The following is a 17,162-nucleotide window of genomic DNA, read 5'->3' as shown; positions in this document are numbered from 1 at the left end:
TTACAAAATGCGATTCAAAGCGGTTTGAATTTTGAAAAACACCGGTTTTAGAAGGTTTTTAGCGTTTTTCAGGGGAAAGCGAAAACTAGGTCTGGCGCACCATCAAAGTGGTCGGCAGCATTTCCGAGCCGACCGGCTGGCCTTCGATCAGGCCCAACATCTTCTTGGCCAACAACACGCCGCCGTCGCGCAGATACTGGTGCACGCTGGTCAGCGGCGGCACGAAACTGGCGGCGCCGGGCGTATCGTCGTAGCCGATGACGGAGACATTCTCCGGCACCCGCAAATTCTTTTCGGCCAGCGCGCGGATCGCGCCCATGGCCAGCAGATCGCTGGCGGCAAACACGCCGTCGAAGCTGGCGCCCTTCTTTTTCAGCAGCGCCGAAATACTGTCGAAGCCCGCCTCGAAGGTGAACGCCTTGGGGCGGATGATGTGCACCGCCGCCCGTCCGCCCATCGCGTCGATGAAGCCGGCGCAGCGTTCCTGCACCTCGGCGTGGTCGACGTCGCCCAGGAACACCAGCTTCTGCCGGCCCTGCGCGATGAAACGTTCGGCGGCGCTGATGCCGCCCTTCCTATTGTCCGAGCCGACCACGATGTAGTCCATGTCCGGTTCCGGCGCGCCCCACACCACCAGCGGCATGCCGGTCTGCTGCAAGGTGCGCACCGCCTCGCCGTGCGAGCCCTGGCCCAGCAGGATCAGACCGTCGGCGCCCTGCACCGGCGCGGTGTTCATCAACTGCTTGGAGGTCAGCACCACGCTGTAGCCGGCGGTCGTCAATTCCTGCGTGATGCCGCCCAACAGCTCCAGCGGATACGGATCGGACATCGGCCGGCCGCGCACGGGTGTCATTTCCACCACAACCGCCACCGAATAACTGCGGCCCATGCGCAAATTGCGCGCGCTCACGTTGAAACGGTAGCCCTGCTCGTTGGCCAAGGTGCGGATCTTCTCGCGCGTCTCGGCCGTCACCAGCGGGCTGTCGCGCAGCGCACGGGAAACTGTGATCTTGGAGACGCCGGCCAGCTTGGCCAGGTCCTCCATTGTCAATGCCGTGTCGCTTTTTCGGGCTACGTTCTTATTCGAGGGCATCGATCGCTCATAGGGTTGAATACATGGTTGCGAACGCATTATGACAGAAATTTTTGTTTTGTCGCGAAAAATGACATCGATAACATTTTGATTGACATCGATATCATTTCTTGTTTCAATGGCTCATCTTCGCGAAAACCCGGAAGATCCAGGAGACGATTTCAGTCCAATAAGAAAGCACAGAGACCACATGAAAACCCAGAATCCGTTCTTGTTATCCGCAGTCACGGCTGCAGTCCTCACCCTCGTCAACCAGGCCGCCGCGCAAGCCCAAACCGCCGCACCGGCTGCCGAGCAGGCCACCTCCAAGGAGGTCACCGCCGAAGTCCAGCAGGTCGTCGTCACCGGCGTGGCCTCGGCGCGCGGCGTGCGCAAGGTCGATTCGGCCTTCTCGATCACCACCGCGACCGAAGAGCAACTCAAGCAAGCCTCGCCAAGCAGCACCGCCGACATCATGAAAATCGTGCCGGGCGTGTATGCAGAATCGACCGGCGGCCAGTCCGGCGCCAACATCGAAGTGCGCGGCTTCCCCTCCGGCAGCGATTCGCCGTTCGTCTCGGTGCAGCTGATGGGCAACCCGATCTACCCGCCGCCGACGCTGTCGTTCTTCGAAGGCTCGTCCGCCTTCCGCCTGGACGACACGGTCGAGCGCGTTGAAGTGTTGCGCGGCGGCCCGTCCACCATCTGGTCCAACGCCCAGCCCGGCGCGACGATGAACTTCATCCTCAAGGAAGGCACGGACACGCCGGAAGGCTCGGTACGCTTCACCACCGGCACCGGCAGCCTGCGCCGCGTCGACATGTTCTACGGCGGCAAGATCAGCGACGGCTGGTACGGCTCGGTCGGCGGCTTCTACCGCAAGACCGACGGCGTGCGCGACGCCGGCTTCCCTGCCGACGACGGCCACCAGATCACCGCCACCCTGACCCGCAACCTGGACCAGGGCAAGCTGACCCTGTACGCCCGCAGCACCGACGACAAGAACGCCTTCTACACCGGCGTGCCGCTGATCTCCAGCAACGGCGGCCACACGATCAGCGAGTTCCCCGGCTTCAATCCGCTGACCGGCACCCTGATGAGCGGCGAAATGCGCAACTTCACCATCGAAGCGGCGCCCGGCAAGACGCTGACCAAGGACCTGGCGGACGGCCGCGGCCTGAAAGCCACCGTCTTCGGCGCCGATTTCGACCAGAAGATCGGCGACTGGAGCGTATCGAACAAGTTCAACCGCTTTGACGGCGACCTGAACACCAACGCCATGTTCACCGGTAACAACCCGCTGTCGATGAACGATTACCTGAAGGCCGCCATCGCCTCGGCCAACGGCAACGCGGCAACGGTCGCGGCTGCCGGCGGCAAGCTGGCCACGGCCGGCACCGCCACCTATGTCCACGGCGGCGCGGTCGACGGCAACCAGCAAGTGGTGCAGGCCGGCCTGTGGTCGGTCGAGAAGCAACTGAAGTCGTTCACCGACGAACTGCGCGTCAGCAAGGAAATCGGCAAGGACAACACCGTCACCGTGGGCGGCTACTTCGCCGACTACTCGTCGCATGACGTCTGGTACCTGGGCAACAGCCACCTGATGACGGCCGTGCCGCAAGCCAGCCTGATCAACGTGACGCTGAACAACGGCGTGGTCGTGTCGAAAAACGGTACCGACGGCAATGTGTTCTACGCGCCGGTCGCCTCGTATGACGGCCGCAACACCGCCGCCTTCGTTTCCGACGAGTGGAAAGTCAACGACCGCATCAAGGTCGACTTCGGCGTGCGCCACGAACAGCAAAAGATCAGCGGCACGATCTCCAACCTGACCTCGGCCGACACCGACAACAGTCCGCTGACCGTCTACAACAACGGCACCTCGATGCCGGACGGTTCGAACACCTACCTGAGCCGCACCGACAGCGCCAACTCCTTCACCATCGGCGGCAACTACAAGTTGGCCAAGGATACGGCCGTGTTCGTGCGCGCCAACCGCGGCCACACCTTCATCTCGTTTGACGACCTGCGCGGCGCCGGCAACCAGAAGACCGCCAACGACAGCAGCATCCTGCCGACGCCGAAGGTCAGCCAGTTCGAGATCGGCTTCAAGACGGCAACGCAGCTGTACAGCGCCTATATCAACGCCTTCCACACGGAATTCGACGGTATCGCGTTCACGCAGATCCTTGCCGACGGCCGCGAGCTGCACTCGATCAGCGGTTCGAAGGGCAACGGCCTGGAATTTGAAGTGGCGGTGCGTCCTATCGAAAACCTGCAACTGGCGTTGACCGGCGATTACCAGAAATCTGAATACCGCGACAATCCTGACACCGCCGGCAAAACCGTGCAGCGCCAGCCTAAGCTGCAGTTCCGCTTCACGCCAACCTACCGCATCCCGTTCGGCGACGGCAACTCGGCCAAGATCTACGGCACCTACACCTCGATCGGCGAGCGCTGGGCCGACCAGGCCAACCAGCAATACCTGCCGTCCTACCGCACCATCGATGCCGGCGTGCTGTTCTCGCTGGGCGAGAAGATCGAAGTGCGCCTCAGCGGCACCAACCTCAACAACGAACTGGGCCTGACGGAAGGCAACTCGCGCCTGACCACCGGCGGCTCCGGTCCGATCAACGCACGTCCGCTGTTTGGCCGTACCTGGGAAGCGTCCGTGCTGTACCGCTTCTAAGCTGTTCCGTCCCTCCTCACAGGCAAGGCGCAGTCAGCCTTGCCTTTTTTGTTTTTCTGGCCTAATCTGCAACTGATCGTGCTCATCACGATTCTGCCTTACCATGCCCAGAATATTGCGGAGGGGAAATTCGTGGCTACCGTAACGTCCGTCAGTGCGCTGCAAGCGTCGATTGCACAGGCCGAAAGGCAAGTGCAACAGGACCAGTCACGGGTAAGCCAGGATGCCAGCCGGCTGGAGCAAAGCCGCCAGCAGCTGACCAAGGACAAGGAGACGCTGAGCGATACCCAGCGCCAGAGCGATCAGGCGTCCGCGCCGCCGGTGCAGGCGGCGCCAGCCATTAATTTAAGCAATGCAATTGAAAAGCCGTCGCGCGCCGAGCAAACCCTGCCGGCCGACCTGACGCCGCCCAAGCCGCAGATCAACGCGCAGGGCGAGACCATCGGCAAGCTGATCAACGTCGTCGCTTGATCCGCCCGAACCGTCTCCGCCATACCCGCGAAAGCGGGCATCCATAGAACTTCGGCCTGGACGCTCAGCATGGATTCCCGCTTGCGCGGGAACGACGTTGGTTCTCTACAGTGGCTGAGCAACCATTGCGGCTTCCAGCTCTTTCACCCGCTCCCACCACTTGCCGTCCGCCATAGGCAGGCGGATATCCATGGCCTGGCCGATTGCCGGCGTGGCCAGCGGCAGGCGGCGTTCGCCGGCCAGCTCGGCGATGCGGTCGAACGGATCGTGCCACGCGTGCAGCGACAGGTCGAAGGTGCCGTTATGAATCGGCAGCAGCACCTTGCCGCGCAAGTCGATATGCGCCTGCAGCGACTCTTCCGGCTGCATATGCACGTCCGGCCACTGCGGATCGTAGGCGCCGGTTTCCACCATGGTCAGGTCGAACGGCCCGTGCTTGCGGCCGATTTCCTTGAATCCGTCGAAATAGCCGCTATCGCCGCTGAAAAACATTTTGACGTCGCGGTCCTCGATCACAAACGACGCCCACAAGGTCTTGTTGCGGTCGCCCAGGCCACGGCCGGAGAAGTGCTGCGCCGGCGTCGCCACCAGCTTGATGCCGGCCACGTGGGTGCTCTGCCACCAGCTCAGCTGCTGCACCTTGGCCGCCGGGACGCCCCAGGAAATCAAGCGCTCGCCCACGCCCAGCGGCGTGATGAAATGCTCGGTCTTGACGGCCAGCTTCATCACCGCCGCATAGTCCAGGTGGTCGTAATGATCGTGCGACAGGATGATGCCCTTGATCGGCGGCAGTTCCTCGATGCTGATCGGCGGCTGGTGGAAACGCTGCGGCCCGGCCCACTGCACCGGCGACGCGCGCTCGGAAAACACCGGATCGGTCAGCCAGAAATGGCCGTTGAGTTTGAGCAGCACCGTCGAGTGGCCGAGGCGGAACAGGCTGCGATCCGGAGCATCCAATAACTGCTGCTGCGTGATCGCATGAACGGGAATGGCCTGGCGGGGCACGGTGTCTTTAGGCTTGTCGAAAGCAAAGCGGAGCATGATGCCCAGCGTCTTGAAGAAGCCCATCTTGTGCATCTTCACCGGATTGCGGAACTTGCCGTCGCGGCTGCGCGGCGCGCTGGGCACGGACAGGCCATCGAGGCTGTTGACGGCGGATTCGGCGATAACGGATTGATAAGTCATGATGGACGACTCCAGAGGGTTAGAATGTACACTACACAGTGTAGTTCTTATTTTTTCAAAAGTAAACCAGTCGGTGTAAAATAAAAGCCATGAACACACCACTCAAACTGACCGACCGCAAGCGCCAGGCCATCGTCGAAGCGGCGATAGCCGAGTTCCGCAGCAGCGGTTTCGAATCGACCAGCATGGACAAGATCGCCGCGACCGCCGGCGTGTCCAAGCGCACCGTGTACAACCACTTCCCCAGTAAAGACGAACTGTTCGCGCAAATATTGCATGAGTTGTGGAATAGTTCAGCGTCGCAGGCGGAGCAGCCCTACGATCCGGCCGTGCCGCTGCGCGAGCAACTGATCGGCCTGCTGTCGAAAAAAATGGCGATGTTGCAGGACAGCTATTTCCTTGACCTGGCGCGGGTGGCGATCGCCGAGGCGATCCATTCACCCGAGCGGGCGCAGGAGATGGTGTCGCGGATGACCCGCAGGGAAGAGGAAGCGGCCGTCTGGCTGCGCGCGGCCCAGGCCGACGGCAAGCTGCTCAAGGCCGATCCGGCGCTGACCTCGCAAATGCTGCCGGGCCTGCTGAAGACCTTCGCCTTCTGGCCGCAGGTGACGCTGAACCAGCCGCCGCTGGACCCGGCCATGCAGAAAAAAGTGGTCGAGATGAGCGCCGATATGTTCCTGGCTTACGCTTCCTAAGCGAAGCTGACCGAATAAATCGGCGGCAAGGTGGTGGACACGGTCTGCCATTGGCCGCCGCCGTCCTCCGACAGCCAGGCGCCGCCGGTGGTCGATCCCATCAGCAAGATCTGGCCGTCGTCGCTGACCGCCAGGCCGTGGCGGTAGACCAGATCGTAGCAATAGTGCTGCGGCAGGCCGCCGCGCCAGGCGGTGAAAGTCTTGCCGCCGTCAGTGGTGCGGGTGACCGCCAGCGCCGCATGGGAGGCGAAGCGCTTGCTGTCCGCCTCGGCCGGCACGAACCACGCCGTCTCGCCGTCCTTCGGATGCACGGCCGTGACAAAACCGAAATTCGACAAGGGCTTGCTGTGCACCTCGGTCCAGTTGGCGCCGTTGTCCACGCTGCGCCAGATGCCGTTGTGATGCTGGCACCACAGCTTGTCCGGCTCCGACGGGCAGCGCACGATGCGGTGCGGATCCTGCACCGCCTGGTTCTCCGCCAGTTCCGGCGGCATGTAGCTGGCGACCATGCCCTTGGCCCGCATCGCCCAGCTGGCGCCGCCGTCCGTGGTCAGCCAGGCGCCGCCGCAGGACACGCCGACCAGCACCGAATTGCTGTCGCGCGGATCGACGCAAATGCTGTGGATGCCCGGCACGTCATAGCCGCCGCCCATCCACTGCGCGCGCTCGGGCACGTTCCACAGGCCCTCCACCAGATGCCAGGACTCGCCCCGGTCGTTCGAGCGGAACAGGCCGCCCGGCAGGGTGCCGGCCCACAACACGCCCGGCTGGTCCGGCCCGCCGGCCGCCAGCGACCAGATCTGCTTCATCGTCCATTCGACGGGGTCGACGCTGTCGATCGGCTTGACGGGGAACGCCGGCACCGCCACCTCCACCCAGTCGTTGCTGCCGGCGTCGCGCCGGTGCAGCTTGGCGCCGAAGTGGCCCAGGTTCAGCGCCGCGTACAAGCTGCCGTCGCGCCGGTCCGGCAGCACCATCGACACCGGATCGCCAAGGAAATGTTGCTGGTCGATATGCCACGCCTCGTGCGTGCGGTAGATCTCGAACAATCCCTTGCGTGTGCCGATATAGGCGCGGTCGGACATGTCAGCCTCCTGAAAGAGCTTGCAGAATATAGACTTTGGAATGGGGCGCGAGTTCGTCGTCGAGCAGCTTGCGCTCGCGGGTGCGCTGGCCGTCGATGAAGATGACGACGTTTTCGCGCAGATGGCCCTGCTCGTCGAGCACGTAGCCGCGCAGCCGGGGATGATCGGCAAACGCCAGGTCGAGCGCGCCCCGCAGATCTGCCGCGTCGGTTTCCACCTGCGGCACGGTCATGAAGCGACCCAACTGCTGTGTAAATATCAATTGCGCCATGCCGCAGATTCTAACGCGGAATCGCTGCCATTTCGTTAAAATGAAATCGCATCAACTACCGGAGCGCCGCATGACGATCACACCGCAAGAGCTGGAATTGCTGATGGAAGAGGTGGAGAAAGAGGATCCGATCGACTTCGCCGACCTGCCGTTCGACGAACACGACCTGCGCGGCCTGATCTCCAACCATCTGTGCGAGATGGCGGAGGCGATGGAAAACTTCAGCGAAGAGGACAAGCACCTGACCTTGCTGGCCGTGGCGGCCAAGCTGGTGCTGGAAAACATGGTGCTCAACATCCAGCTGATGCGGCGCCACGGCGTGCCACTCAACGAATCGACCGAGGCCCTGCTGAGCCGCCTGCGCAAGGGCGAAGGCGGCTCGGAAGGTTAAGGCGCCGGCGGGAAATCCAGCGGCGTCGCGTTGACGCGGTTGAGCAGATTGGTGAAGGTGATGGCGGCCACCGCCAGCAGCGTGTCGACGATCTGCGCATCGCTGTAGCCGGCCTCCTTCACCGCGATCACCACCGGCGCCGGCACGTCGCCGCTGGTGCGCACGATGGTGTGCACAAAGGCCGCCAGCGCATCCAACTTGGCGTCGCCGCTGGGCGTGCCATGGCGCGCCGCCTGGATGGCGCCGGCGCTCAGGCCCGCCTTGCCGCCCATCAGCGTATGCGCGGCAAGGCAATAATCACATTGCGCATCCTGGCTGACGGCCAGTTTGACGACTTCCACTTCCTTGGCCGACAGGCTGCCTTTGCGCAGCGCGCCATCCAGGTTCAATGCCGCTTCCAGTGCGACCGGGCTGTTGCTGCCGGCCGTGGCGTAGGCGTTCGGCACCTTGCCGATCGCGCCCTTGATGGCGGTGAACAGTTGGGCGGCGTGGCCGGTGGCTTCCGAAACAGGCTGGGTGAACAAGCGGGACATGATGTTTCCTTTCAAAGTGAGTTGGTATGGGAAGCAGTGTAGGCCCGTTGAGAGAGATTATTAATGCTCAATCCGCGCTACAATTTGCTCATTCGTCTCAATCAATCTGAATATGGATACGCTCAGCCATTTGCTCACGCTGTACCCGGTGCGTACCGCGCTGGACGTCCGCTGCCACTTTGGCGCGCCCTGGGTGCTGGATCAGCCGGCGTCGCCGGACGGTGTCGCGCCCTACCACCTGATCGCGCGCGGTTCGGCGCTGGTCGATGGCACCGACGGACTCGAACTGCAGGCCGGCGACATCATCGTCTTCCCGCACGGGGGCGCGCACCGGCTGTACATCGGCGACCCGGCGCAGGCCTCGTCGGCGCACAAGGAAGCCGGCCTGCTGCGATTTGAAAGCAACGACGGCGACGGCCCGGCCACCGACATCCTGTGCGGCGAGTTCCGCTTCGACCCGGACGGCGGCGGCCTGCTGGCCGCGCTGCCGGCCATGCTGGTGGTGCGCACGGCGGACCAGCCGGACGCGCAAGCGCTGCGCCACCTGATCGGCATCCTGCAAGCGGAAGCGGAAACGCCGCGCGCCGGCTCGGCGGCGGTGCTGCGGCAGTTGTCCTCGGCCTTGTTCGCACTGCTGATACGCGCCTGGCTGGAACAGGCGCTGGCGGTGCCCGGACTGTTTGCCGTGATGGCCGAGCGGCGGCTGCAGGCGGCGCTGAACGGCATGCTGTCCACGCCGGAGAAAGCCTGGTCGCTGGAGCAGCTGGCGGCGGTGTGCCACATGTCGCGCGCGACGTTCGCCCGCCTGTTCAAGCAGGCCGCCGGCGCCACGCCGGCCGACGTGCTGGCGCAGCTGCGCATGGCGCAGGCGGCGCGCCTGCTGGACGCCGGCAGGCAAGCCGGCGATGTCGCGGAATCAGTCGGCTACCAGTCCGAAGCCGCGTTCAACCGCGCCTTCAAACGTCAGTACGGAGTGGGGCCTGGCGCCTGGCGGCGGCGGGCGCCTCAATGACCAGATCCGATACGGCGATGGCGACGCAAGGCAGGATGTAGCCTTCGCGCTTTTCGTCGGCGCTCAGGCCCGGCCATTCGATCTTGTAGCGCACCGTGCCGCTGGTCTTCAGGCAGATGCAGGTGCGGCAGGTGCCGTTGCGGCAGGAGCTGGGCAGCGTGATGCCGGCCCGCTCGGCGGATTCCAGCACCGTCGCCGGCGCCGCCGTTTCAAACGTCCAACCTTGCCCGTGCAGGGTCACGCTCGCCGTGTCGGTCTCGCTCATGCCAGTGCCGCGCCATGTGGTGAAACCAGCATGATAACCGCAGTTGCCCCCTCCCCGGCAGCATCAGGCCATCAGCTTGAGCCGGGGCTTGGCGATGCGCGCGGCAGGCGGCGGCGCTGCGGGCCGCAGCGGCATCGCCGAACCATGCCGGTCCGCCAGTCCGCCCTGCAGCTTGAACACCGCCATCGCCTGCGACACGCACAGCGTCTGCTGCGCCAGATTGCCCGCCGCCGCGGCCGCCTCCTCCACCAGCGCCGCGTTCTGCTGCGTGATGTTGTCGATCTGGATCACCGCCTGGTTGACCTGGCCGATGCCGGTGCTCTGCTCGCGCGTCGAACTGGAAATATCCTCCATCACCTGCGACACGCGGCCCACGGCGGCGATCAGTTCGGTCATGATGACGCCGGCGCGGTCGGTCAGCACCTCGCCCGCCTTGACCCGCTCGATCGACACGTCGATCAAGGCCTTGATTTCCTTGGCGGCCGTGGCCGAACGCTGCGCCAGGTTGCGCACCTCGCTGGCCACCACGGCAAAGCCGCGTCCCTGCTCGCCGGCCCGCGCCGCCTCCACCGCGGCGTTCAGTGCGAGGATATTGGTCTGGAACGCGATGCCGTCGATCAGGCCGATGATGTCGAGGATCTTGTTCGACGAGGTGCTGATATCGCCCATCGTCGACACCACCTGCGACACGATGCTGCCGCCCTGCGCCGCCACCGTCGCGGCGCGCTCGGCCAGCCCGTTGGCGCTGGCGACATTGCTGGCACTCTGCTGGACGGTCGAAGTGAGTTGCTCCATGCTGGCGGCAGTCTGCTGCAGGCTGGAGGCCTGGGATTCCGTGCGGCCCGACAAATCCATATTGCCGTTGGCGATTTCGCCGGTTGCCGTGGAAATCTCGGCGAAATTGGCGCGCACGTCGCCGATGATGCTGTGCAGGTTGATATTTGTCTGCCGCAACGCCGCCAGCAACTGGCCGACCGCATCATCGCGCCGCACCTCGATCGACGCCGTCAAGTCGCCGCCAGCCATCACGCGCGCGGCGCGGGTGGCCTGTTCGAGCGGCATGGCAACATGCACATAGAGATTGCGGCCAAACCACGCCATGCCCAGCATGGCACACAGCGCCAGCGCACCCAGCCAGCCGCGCGCGGCGTCGATGCCGGCGCTCTCCATGCCCAGCAGCGCGGCGGCCAGCAAGGCCAGTACGCCGCCCGTCAGCGCGGTGGCGGCGGCGACCTGGCGCGCCAGCGACATCCGCAGCAGATCGCGCACGCGCGCGGCCAGGCCGGTCGACACGACGCGCCCGTTCACAATGCGCAGGCGCTTGGGATTACCGGACTTGAACTGGCGGTACAGCGCGTCCGCCTGGCGCACCTGCTCGCGGCTCGGCTTGGTCCGCACCGACAGATAACCGACCGGCTTGCCGCGCTCGATCACCGGCGTGACGTTCGCCAGCACCCAGTAAAAGTCGCCGTTCTTGCAGCGGTTCTTCACCAGTCCCGTCCACGGTGCGCCGCTCTTGATCGTGCTCCACAGATCGGCGAACGCCTCGACCGGCATGTCGGGATGCCGCACGATGTTTTGCGGCGCCCCCATCAGCTCGGCTTCGGTGAACCCGCTGACTTCAATGAAATAGGGATTGGCGTAGTTGATATTGCCTTGCAAATCGGTGCTGGAAACGATGGTCTTGCCGTCTTCCATGACGTATTCATTTTGCGTGATTGGACTGTTGGTGCGCATGACCATTCCTTTTATATTTGTTCATATGAAAGGGCGAGCCGGGGTTTGGGGAGCGCCACCGGCGGCAGTGGCCGGCGATTCCAGAATAGACGGGTTCTCCGAGCAAAACTCTCACAAACTGTCACGCGCAGGCATTAGCAGCAGTTTAGTTGCTGCTTTTTGATCCAGATCAAATTTCTTGTGCGGCATCGCAACGGAATCTAATCGGGCTTGAAATTTTGCCCCAACGACATCGGTTTGTTCAACAAAATCGTTTGTGGATTCCGGCAAATTACGACTAGCACAACGATAGTCGCCAGATAGGGCAGCATCGACAGGAATTCCGCGGGAACGGCCAGCCCCATGCCCTGGCCGTGGAACTGCAGCACCGTCACGCCGCCGAACAGGTAGGCGCCCACCATCACGCCGCGCGGCTTCCACGTCGCGAACACCACCTGCGCCAAGGCGATCCAGCCGCGCCCCGCCGTCATGCCCTCGACCCACATCGGCGTCAGCGCCAGTGACAGATAGGCGCCGCCCAGACCCGCCATCGCACCACCGAACAGCACCGTGCCGTAGCGCAGGCCGATCACCGGATAGCCGATCGCGTGCGCGCTGTGCGGCGACTCGCCGACCGCGCGTATCACCAGCCCCAGATGCGTGCGCGCCAGTATCCAGCCGATCAGCACCACCAGCGCCACCGAGCCGTACACCATCGCATCGAAGCGGAACAGCAGCGGTCCGACAAACGGCATATCCGACAGCAGCGGAAAATGCAGGTGCGGCATCGGCTCCACCGTCTGCCCCACCAGCCCGCGTCCGATGAAGGCCGACACGCCGATGCCGAACAAGGTCAGCGCCAGCCCGGTGGCCACCTGGTTGGTCTGCAGGGTCAGCACCAGGAAGCCGAAGATCAGCGACATCAGCATGCCCGCCGCAATCGCCGCCAGGAGTCCCAGCCACATCTGCCCCGTGCCCAGCGTGACGCCGAAGCCCACCACGGCGCCGACCAGCATCATGCCCTCCATGCCCAGATTGAGCACGCCGGAGCGCTCGGTCACCAGCTCGCCCATCGAGGCGACCACCAGCGGCGTGGCGGCGCCCGCCGTGCTGGCGAGGAAGGCGATCATCAATTCGGTGGTCATCATGCTGGCTCTCCTGCGGCAACGGGCAAGCGGCGCTTGCGCGGCTTGAAGCGGTAATGGATAAACAGGTCGGCGGCCAGCAGGTAAAACAGCAGCAGCCCCTGGAACATGCCGGTGATGGCGGACGGCACCTGCAGTTCGATCTGCGCCGTCTCGCCACCGATGTACAGCAGCGACATCAGCAACGCCGACAGCACCACGCCCAGCGGATGCAGGCGCCCCACGTAGGCGACGATGATGGCCGCGAAGCCGTAGCCGGCCGACACCGACGGCTGCATCTGCCCCAGCGGCCCCGCCACCTCGCCCACCCCCGCGATGCCGGCCAGCGCGCCGCTGACCATGAACGCCAGCCACACATTGCGCGGCTCGCTGAAGCCGGCGTACAGCGCGGCGGCCGGCGCCATGCCGCTGACCTGCATGCGGTAGCCGGCAAAGGTGTGCTTGCAGAAGAACCAGGCCGCGCCCGCCGCGATCAGCGACAGGATGAACGCCGCGTTAAGCCGCAAGCCTTCGATCAGCAGCGGCAAGGTGGCCGACTCGCTGAACATCTTCGACTGCGGGAAGTTGAAACCCGCCGGATCGCGCATCGGACCGTGCACCAGATAGCTGAGCAGGTGGTACGCCACGTACACCAGCATCAGGCTGACCAGGATTTCGCTGGTGTTGAAGCGCGTGCGCAGCAACGCCGGTATCGCCGCCCACAACATGCCGCCCAGCGCGCCGGCGACCAGCATCAAGGGCAGCACCCACCATGCCTGCACCTCGTCGAAATACAGCGCGACCGCGCCGGCGGCGATCGCGCCGACGGTCAGCTGGCCGTCGGCGCCGATGTTGTTGACGTTGGCGCGGAAGCCTATCGCCAGGCCGACGCCGCACAGTATCAGCGGCGTCGCCTTCAGCAGCAGCTCGCCGACGCCGTACAGCGTGGTCCAAGGCTTGATGAAGTAGACAAAGAACGCGTGCAGCGGCTCCTGCCCCAGGAAGAAGAACAGCACGGAGCCGGTCAGCAGCATGGCCGCCGCCGCGATCAGCGGCGAGGCCAGCATCATGCGGCGCGATGGTTCGGGACGTCGTTCAAGCCGCGACATGTTCTGCTCCCTGATAGTTGAAATCGCCGCTCATCCAAACGCCGATCTGGTTGATGCCGGTGCTCGCCGCAGGCACCGCCCGCGACAGACGCCCGTCCGCCAGCACGGCGATGCGGTCGCTCATCATGAACAGTTCGTCCAGCTCCTCCGACAGCACCAGCACCGCGACGCCCTGGTCGCGCATGTCGATGATGGCCTGCCGTATCAGCATGGCGGCGCCGATGTCCACGCCCCATGTGGGTTGGGCGAACACCATCACCTTGGGCGCCAGCGCGATCTCGCGGCCGACGATGAACTTCTGCAAATTGCCGCCGGAGAGCGATGCCGCCGCCGATTCCTCGCCGCCGCATTTGACGTTGAAACGCGCGATCACCTTGCGCGCGAACGCGCGCACCGCGCCGCGCTGTATCAGGCCACGCTTGACCATGCCGGTGTTGGCGGCGGGAAGATAGCCGGTCAGCAGCGCGTTATCGGCCAGCGACAGGTCAGGCGCGGCGCCGCGTCCAAGACGCTCTTCCGGAACGAAGCCCAGCCCCAGTTGGCGGCGCTGCGCCGCGTCCAGCACGCCGACGTCCTGTGTGCCGAGGCGGATGGCGCCCTGACCGTGCATCAGTGGACGCTCGCCGGAGATCGCCTTCAGCAGCTCCTGCTGGCCGTTGCCGGAGATGCCGGCGATGCCGACGATCTCCCCGCTGCGCAGCTCCAGGCCGATGTCCTTCAGCCGCGTGCCGAACGGATCCTCGCTGGCCACATTCAGCTTGTCGATGGCGAGCATCACCTGTCCCGGCTCGCGCGGCTTGTGCACGCACACCGGCAGCTCGCGGCCTATCATCAGTTCCGCCAGCGACTTCGCGCTTTCCTCCTTCGGGTTGGCGGTGCCGGACACGCGTCCCGCCCGCAGCACGGTCGCCTTGTCGCACAAGGACTGGATTTCATCGAGCTTGTGACTGATATACAGGATGCTGACGCCCTCGGACGCCAGCCGCCGCAGCGATTCGAACAGCTTGAGCACCGCATCGGGCGTCAGCACCGACGTCGGTTCGTCCATGATCAGCAAGCGCGGCGACTGCAGCAGGCAGCGCACGATCTCCACCCGCTGCCGCTCGCCGACCGACATGCTGTGCACCAGCCGCTGCGGATCGAGCGGCAGGCCGTATTGTTCGGAGACGGCGCGGATGCGCGGCGCCAGTTCGGCCGGCGTCACCTTGTCGTCCAGCGCCAGCGCGATGTTCTCGGCCACCGTCAGCGTCTCGAACACCGCGAAGTGCTGGAACACCATGCCGATGCCCAGCTTGCGCGCATCGTGCGGCGAGTGGATGTTCACCTGCCGCCCTTCCCACATGATCTGGCCCTCGTCCGGCCTGGTGACGCCGTAGATGATCTTCATCAGCGTGCTTTTGCCGGCGCCGTTTTCGCCCAGCACGGCGTGGATCTCACCGGGCATGACGGTCAGGTCGACTTCGGCGTTCGCCACCACCGACGGATAAATCTTGGAGATGCCCAGCATCCGCAGGCGCGGCTCGTTCATCGGCGTTTTCCTTCATCGTATACAAATTGAATACCAAACCAGACGCAATTTGCATGCCATCGCAATGCGCCGGGAACGCTCTGTTTTGGGAAGACAAGTGCACTAAATATGCCACAGATGTTCACCAAAAACGTGCAAACCGTTCAAAAATGAGGACAAAACAAAGTAGTTTCGTACACAATCATAGACAAGAATAGTTAGCACGGTTCCTGCTTTACGAGTATCAGCACTACTCTCACGGAGAATCGAACAATGCCACCACCAGGTCCTGCGCGCCCACAAGGCAAACGCAAAACCACCAGCAAGGCCGAACCCGCGGCCAGGTCCGCCGTTGCGCGCGCCGTTGCATCAACCGCTACGCCAGGCGCCGCCATCAAACGCGGCACCACCGCCGTCGACATGCGCATCTACCGCGCCGTCGTCAACGCCGTCATGAGCCATCGCCTGCCGCCCGGCACCCACCTGGGCGAGGCCGATTTCTGCGAGCTGTATCAAGTCAGCCGCACCACCGTGCGCAAGGCGCTGCAACGGCTGGCGCACGATCACATCATCGAGCTGCGGCCCAATCGCGGCGCCGTCATCGCCTCGCCGACGCCGGAAGAAGCGCGTGAAATCTTCGCCGCGCGGCGCGCCATCGAAAGGGAGATCGTGCCGCTGGTGATACGCAACGCAACGCCGGAATCGCTGCGGCAGATCCGCGCCGCGCTGCAGGCCGAGGACGACGCGCGCCGCACCGGCGACCGCGCCGGCTGGATACGGCTGGGCGGCGAGTTCCACATCCTGCTGGCGGAACTGGCGGGCAACCGCGTGCTGCAGCGCTTCATGGCGGAACTGGTGTCGCGCTGCTCGCTGATCATCGCGCTGTACGAAACGCCCGGCGCCCCCATGTGCGAGAACGACGAGCACCAGGACCTGGCCACGCTGATCGAAAAAGGCAAGGTGGCCGAGGCCACGCACCTGATCGAGCACCACCTGCTGGAAATCGAAGCGCGCCTGCGTCTGGGCGTAGTGGACAAGAAAGTCAGCCTGGCGGAAGCGCTGTCGGGGTTTTAAGGTGGCCCGCAATTTGCTAGAGAAGTTGAATGAGATTGAATTCAATCATCAAACAAGATTGGATACAAAAGAAGTCCTTACATAACCAACCTGACTGGAGTTCACATGCCTCATCTCATCGCCCGCGGTATCTCGCTCACGCTGCTCGCCGGTTGCGCATGCCTCGCACAAGCCGCCGACTGGAGCGACACCTCGCTCAGCTACCGCTACGGCACCAAGTTCGCCGAGCCGTTCAACAACAACGACATCACCAAGAACATCGTCAACTTCAGCAGCGTATCGGGCTACAAGTACGGCAAGAACTTCTTCAGCGTCGACCTGCTGATGTCGTCCGAGCTCGATCCATCGGCGGCCGGCTCGAACAGCGGCGCGCACGAGGCGTATGCGCTCTACCGCCACACGCTGGACCTGGGCAAAGTCACCGGCGGCAACTGGGCGTTCGGCCCGGCGCGCGGCGTCGGCATCACCGGCGGCTTCGATTACAACAGCAAGACCGACGCCGGCTACAACTCGAAGAAACGCATGCTGGTGCTGGGCCCCACGCTGATGCTGGACGTACCGGGCTTCCTGGACGTCAGCCTGCTGGCCCTGTGGGAATCGAACGCGCCATACAACACCTTCACCAACCAGGCCACGCCGCGCTATTCGTACAAGACCCACGCGATGCTGACCGGCGCCTGGGGCATCCCGTTCAACATCGGCATTCCGCTGTCGTTTGAAGGCTACGCCAACTTCATCACCGCCAAGGGCAAGAACGAATTCGGCGGCGGCACCTCGCCGGAAACCAACATCGACATGCAGATCATGTACGACATGAGCGGCGCGGTCGGCGCGGCAAAGAACACCTTCAAGGTCGGCGTCGAATACCAGTACTGGAAAAACAAGTTCGGCAACCCCGACAAGAACAACCCCGGCGCCACCGCGAAAACCCCGATGGTGCGCGCGGAGTACCACTTTTAAACC

The 17,162-nt window shown here is 64.1% G+C and carries 17 protein-coding genes; 7 read left to right on the top strand and 10 right to left on the bottom strand.

The genetic code is table 11. The features are described 5' to 3' along the window. Window positions 1-85 precede the first annotated feature (85 nt). The gene (locus tag ABWW33_RS22835; RefSeq protein WP_176653018.1) at window positions 86-1,093 is read right to left on the bottom strand and encodes a LacI family DNA-binding transcriptional regulator; all 1,008 of its coding nucleotides are present in this window, start codon (window positions 1,091-1,093) and stop codon (window positions 86-88) included. Between the two features lie 190 nt (window positions 1,094-1,283). Here ABWW33_RS22835 and ABWW33_RS22830 point away from each other — a divergent pair, with 190 nt between their 5' ends. Both ABWW33_RS22830 and ABWW33_RS22825 read left to right on the top strand, forming a co-directional pair. Then, a complete protein-coding gene (locus ABWW33_RS22830) occupies window positions 1,284-3,761 on the top strand; it encodes a TonB-dependent receptor (RefSeq protein WP_353403880.1) in 2,478 nt (825 codons plus the stop codon). 132 nt (window positions 3,762-3,893) lie between these two features. Further along, entirely contained in the window at window positions 3,894-4,232 is a 339-nt protein-coding gene (locus ABWW33_RS22825; RefSeq protein ID WP_353403879.1) for a hypothetical protein, read from the top strand. A gap of 105 nt (window positions 4,233-4,337) precedes the next feature. On the opposite strand, the gene ABWW33_RS22820 is transcribed toward ABWW33_RS22825, so the two are convergent. Next, complete coding sequence (locus ABWW33_RS22820) at window positions 4,338-5,417, bottom strand: MBL fold metallo-hydrolase (protein ID WP_353403878.1); 1,080 nt, start codon at window positions 5,415-5,417, stop codon at window positions 4,338-4,340. Between the two features lie 89 nt (window positions 5,418-5,506). On the opposite strand from ABWW33_RS22820, the gene ABWW33_RS22815 reads away from it, so the two are divergent. After that, complete coding sequence (locus tag ABWW33_RS22815) at window positions 5,507-6,112, top strand: TetR/AcrR family transcriptional regulator (protein ID WP_353403877.1); 606 nt, start codon at window positions 5,507-5,509, stop codon at window positions 6,110-6,112. Here ABWW33_RS22815 and ABWW33_RS22810 read toward each other — a convergent pair. Continuing rightward, window positions 6,109-7,197, bottom strand: a complete 1,089-nt coding sequence (locus tag ABWW33_RS22810) for a WD40/YVTN/BNR-like repeat-containing protein (protein ID WP_353403876.1) — start codon at window positions 7,195-7,197, stop codon at window positions 6,109-6,111. The genes ABWW33_RS22815 and ABWW33_RS22810 overlap by 4 nt on opposite strands. A 1-nt stretch (window position 7,198) precedes the next feature. Next, window positions 7,199-7,468, bottom strand: coding sequence for a MoaD/ThiS family protein (locus ABWW33_RS22805; protein ID WP_176653024.1), 270 nt, complete (start codon window positions 7,466-7,468; stop codon window positions 7,199-7,201). A gap of 70 nt (window positions 7,469-7,538) precedes the next feature. On the opposite strand from ABWW33_RS22805, the gene ABWW33_RS22800 reads away from it, so the two are divergent. Continuing rightward, on the top strand, window positions 7,539-7,859 hold the full coding sequence (locus ABWW33_RS22800) for a hypothetical protein (RefSeq protein ID WP_176653025.1): 321 nt from the start codon (window positions 7,539-7,541) through the stop codon (window positions 7,857-7,859). Here ABWW33_RS22800 and ABWW33_RS22795 read toward each other — a convergent pair. Next, a complete protein-coding gene (locus ABWW33_RS22795; RefSeq protein ID WP_353403875.1) occupies window positions 7,856-8,392 on the bottom strand; it encodes a carboxymuconolactone decarboxylase family protein in 537 nt (178 codons plus the stop codon). The two genes, ABWW33_RS22800 and ABWW33_RS22795, sit on opposite strands and share 4 nt — an antisense overlap. A 112-nt stretch (window positions 8,393-8,504) precedes the next feature. Here ABWW33_RS22795 and ABWW33_RS22790 point away from each other — a divergent pair, with 112 nt between their 5' ends. After that, window positions 8,505-9,404 carry an AraC family transcriptional regulator gene (locus ABWW33_RS22790; RefSeq protein ID WP_353403874.1) on the top strand — a complete coding sequence of 300 codons (900 nt, stop codon included), beginning with the start codon at window positions 8,505-8,507 and terminating at the stop codon, window positions 9,402-9,404. Here ABWW33_RS22790 and ABWW33_RS22785 read toward each other — a convergent pair. From ABWW33_RS22785 to ABWW33_RS22765, 5 genes are all read right to left on the bottom strand, one after another. Next, on the bottom strand, window positions 9,349-9,669 hold the full coding sequence (locus ABWW33_RS22785) for a 2Fe-2S iron-sulfur cluster-binding protein (RefSeq protein ID WP_176653028.1): 321 nt from the start codon (window positions 9,667-9,669) through the stop codon (window positions 9,349-9,351). The two genes, ABWW33_RS22790 and ABWW33_RS22785, sit on opposite strands and share 56 nt — an antisense overlap. A 63-nt stretch (window positions 9,670-9,732) precedes the next feature. Continuing rightward, window positions 9,733-11,406 (bottom strand): methyl-accepting chemotaxis protein, encoded by a 1,674-nt coding sequence (locus ABWW33_RS22780; RefSeq protein WP_353403873.1) that lies wholly within the window; start codon window positions 11,404-11,406, stop codon window positions 9,733-9,735. A 200-nt stretch (window positions 11,407-11,606) separates the two neighbouring features. Further along, complete coding sequence (locus ABWW33_RS22775; protein WP_353403872.1) at window positions 11,607-12,533, bottom strand: ABC transporter permease; 927 nt, start codon at window positions 12,531-12,533, stop codon at window positions 11,607-11,609. Then, window positions 12,530-13,618 (bottom strand): ABC transporter permease, encoded by a 1,089-nt coding sequence (locus ABWW33_RS22770; RefSeq protein ID WP_353403871.1) that lies wholly within the window; start codon window positions 13,616-13,618, stop codon window positions 12,530-12,532. Before ABWW33_RS22770 ends, ABWW33_RS22775 begins: the two co-directional genes overlap by 4 nt. Beyond that, window positions 13,605-15,146: an ABC transporter ATP-binding protein gene (locus ABWW33_RS22765; protein WP_353403870.1), complete on the bottom strand. Its 1,542-nt coding sequence runs from the start codon at window positions 15,144-15,146 to the stop codon at window positions 13,605-13,607. The genes ABWW33_RS22770 and ABWW33_RS22765 overlap by 14 nt, the downstream gene beginning before the upstream one ends. Before the next feature lie 252 nt (window positions 15,147-15,398). On the opposite strand from ABWW33_RS22765, the gene ABWW33_RS22760 reads away from it, so the two are divergent. Next, entirely contained in the window at window positions 15,399-16,199 is an 801-nt protein-coding gene (locus ABWW33_RS22760) for a GntR family transcriptional regulator (protein WP_353403869.1), read from the top strand. Between the two features lie 105 nt (window positions 16,200-16,304). Continuing rightward, window positions 16,305-17,159: an outer envelope protein gene (locus ABWW33_RS22755; protein WP_176653033.1), complete on the top strand. Its 855-nt coding sequence runs from the start codon at window positions 16,305-16,307 to the stop codon at window positions 17,157-17,159. The last annotated feature ends 3 nt before the right edge of the window (window positions 17,160-17,162 follow it).

The sequence above is a fragment of the Duganella hordei genome, from assembly GCF_040369125.1.
Lineage (GTDB): Bacteria > Pseudomonadota > Gammaproteobacteria > Burkholderiales > Burkholderiaceae_D > Rugamonas > Rugamonas hordei.
This window is presented reverse-complemented; position numbering and strand designations above follow the sequence as displayed.

What these genes read in the sequence shown, in the direction of transcription:
- ABWW33_RS22765 (WP_353403870.1), bottom strand. Translation starts at nt 15,146, where the DNA reads ATGAACGAGCCGCGCCTGCGGATGCTGGGCATCTCCAAGATTTATCCG.
- ABWW33_RS22820 (WP_353403878.1), bottom strand. Translation starts at nt 5,417, where the DNA reads ATGACTTATCAATCCGTTATCGCCGAATCCGCCGTCAACAGCCTCGAT.
- ABWW33_RS22835 (WP_176653018.1), bottom strand. Translation starts at nt 1,093, where the DNA reads ATGCCCTCGAATAAGAACGTAGCCCGAAAAAGCGACACGGCATTGACA.
- ABWW33_RS22785 (WP_176653028.1), bottom strand. Translation starts at nt 9,669, where the DNA reads ATGAGCGAGACCGACACGGCGAGCGTGACCCTGCACGGGCAAGGTTGG.
- ABWW33_RS22775 (WP_353403872.1), bottom strand. Translation starts at nt 12,533, where the DNA reads ATGATGACCACCGAATTGATGATCGCCTTCCTCGCCAGCACGGCGGGC.
- ABWW33_RS22815 (WP_353403877.1), top strand. Translation starts at nt 5,507, where the DNA reads ATGAACACACCACTCAAACTGACCGACCGCAAGCGCCAGGCCATCGTC.
- ABWW33_RS22800 (WP_176653025.1), top strand. Translation starts at nt 7,539, where the DNA reads ATGACGATCACACCGCAAGAGCTGGAATTGCTGATGGAAGAGGTGGAG.
- ABWW33_RS22805 (WP_176653024.1), bottom strand. Translation starts at nt 7,468, where the DNA reads ATGGCGCAATTGATATTTACACAGCAGTTGGGTCGCTTCATGACCGTG.
- ABWW33_RS22810 (WP_353403876.1), bottom strand. Translation starts at nt 7,197, where the DNA reads ATGTCCGACCGCGCCTATATCGGCACACGCAAGGGATTGTTCGAGATC.
- ABWW33_RS22780 (WP_353403873.1), bottom strand. Translation starts at nt 11,406, where the DNA reads ATGCGCACCAACAGTCCAATCACGCAAAATGAATACGTCATGGAAGAC.
- ABWW33_RS22770 (WP_353403871.1), bottom strand. Translation starts at nt 13,618, where the DNA reads ATGTCGCGGCTTGAACGACGTCCCGAACCATCGCGCCGCATGATGCTG.
- ABWW33_RS22755 (WP_176653033.1), top strand. Translation starts at nt 16,305, where the DNA reads ATGCCTCATCTCATCGCCCGCGGTATCTCGCTCACGCTGCTCGCCGGT.
- ABWW33_RS22795 (WP_353403875.1), bottom strand. Translation starts at nt 8,392, where the DNA reads ATGTCCCGCTTGTTCACCCAGCCTGTTTCGGAAGCCACCGGCCACGCC.
- ABWW33_RS22760 (WP_353403869.1), top strand. Translation starts at nt 15,399, where the DNA reads ATGCCACCACCAGGTCCTGCGCGCCCACAAGGCAAACGCAAAACCACC.
- ABWW33_RS22790 (WP_353403874.1), top strand. Translation starts at nt 8,505, where the DNA reads ATGGATACGCTCAGCCATTTGCTCACGCTGTACCCGGTGCGTACCGCG.
- ABWW33_RS22830 (WP_353403880.1), top strand. Translation starts at nt 1,284, where the DNA reads ATGAAAACCCAGAATCCGTTCTTGTTATCCGCAGTCACGGCTGCAGTC.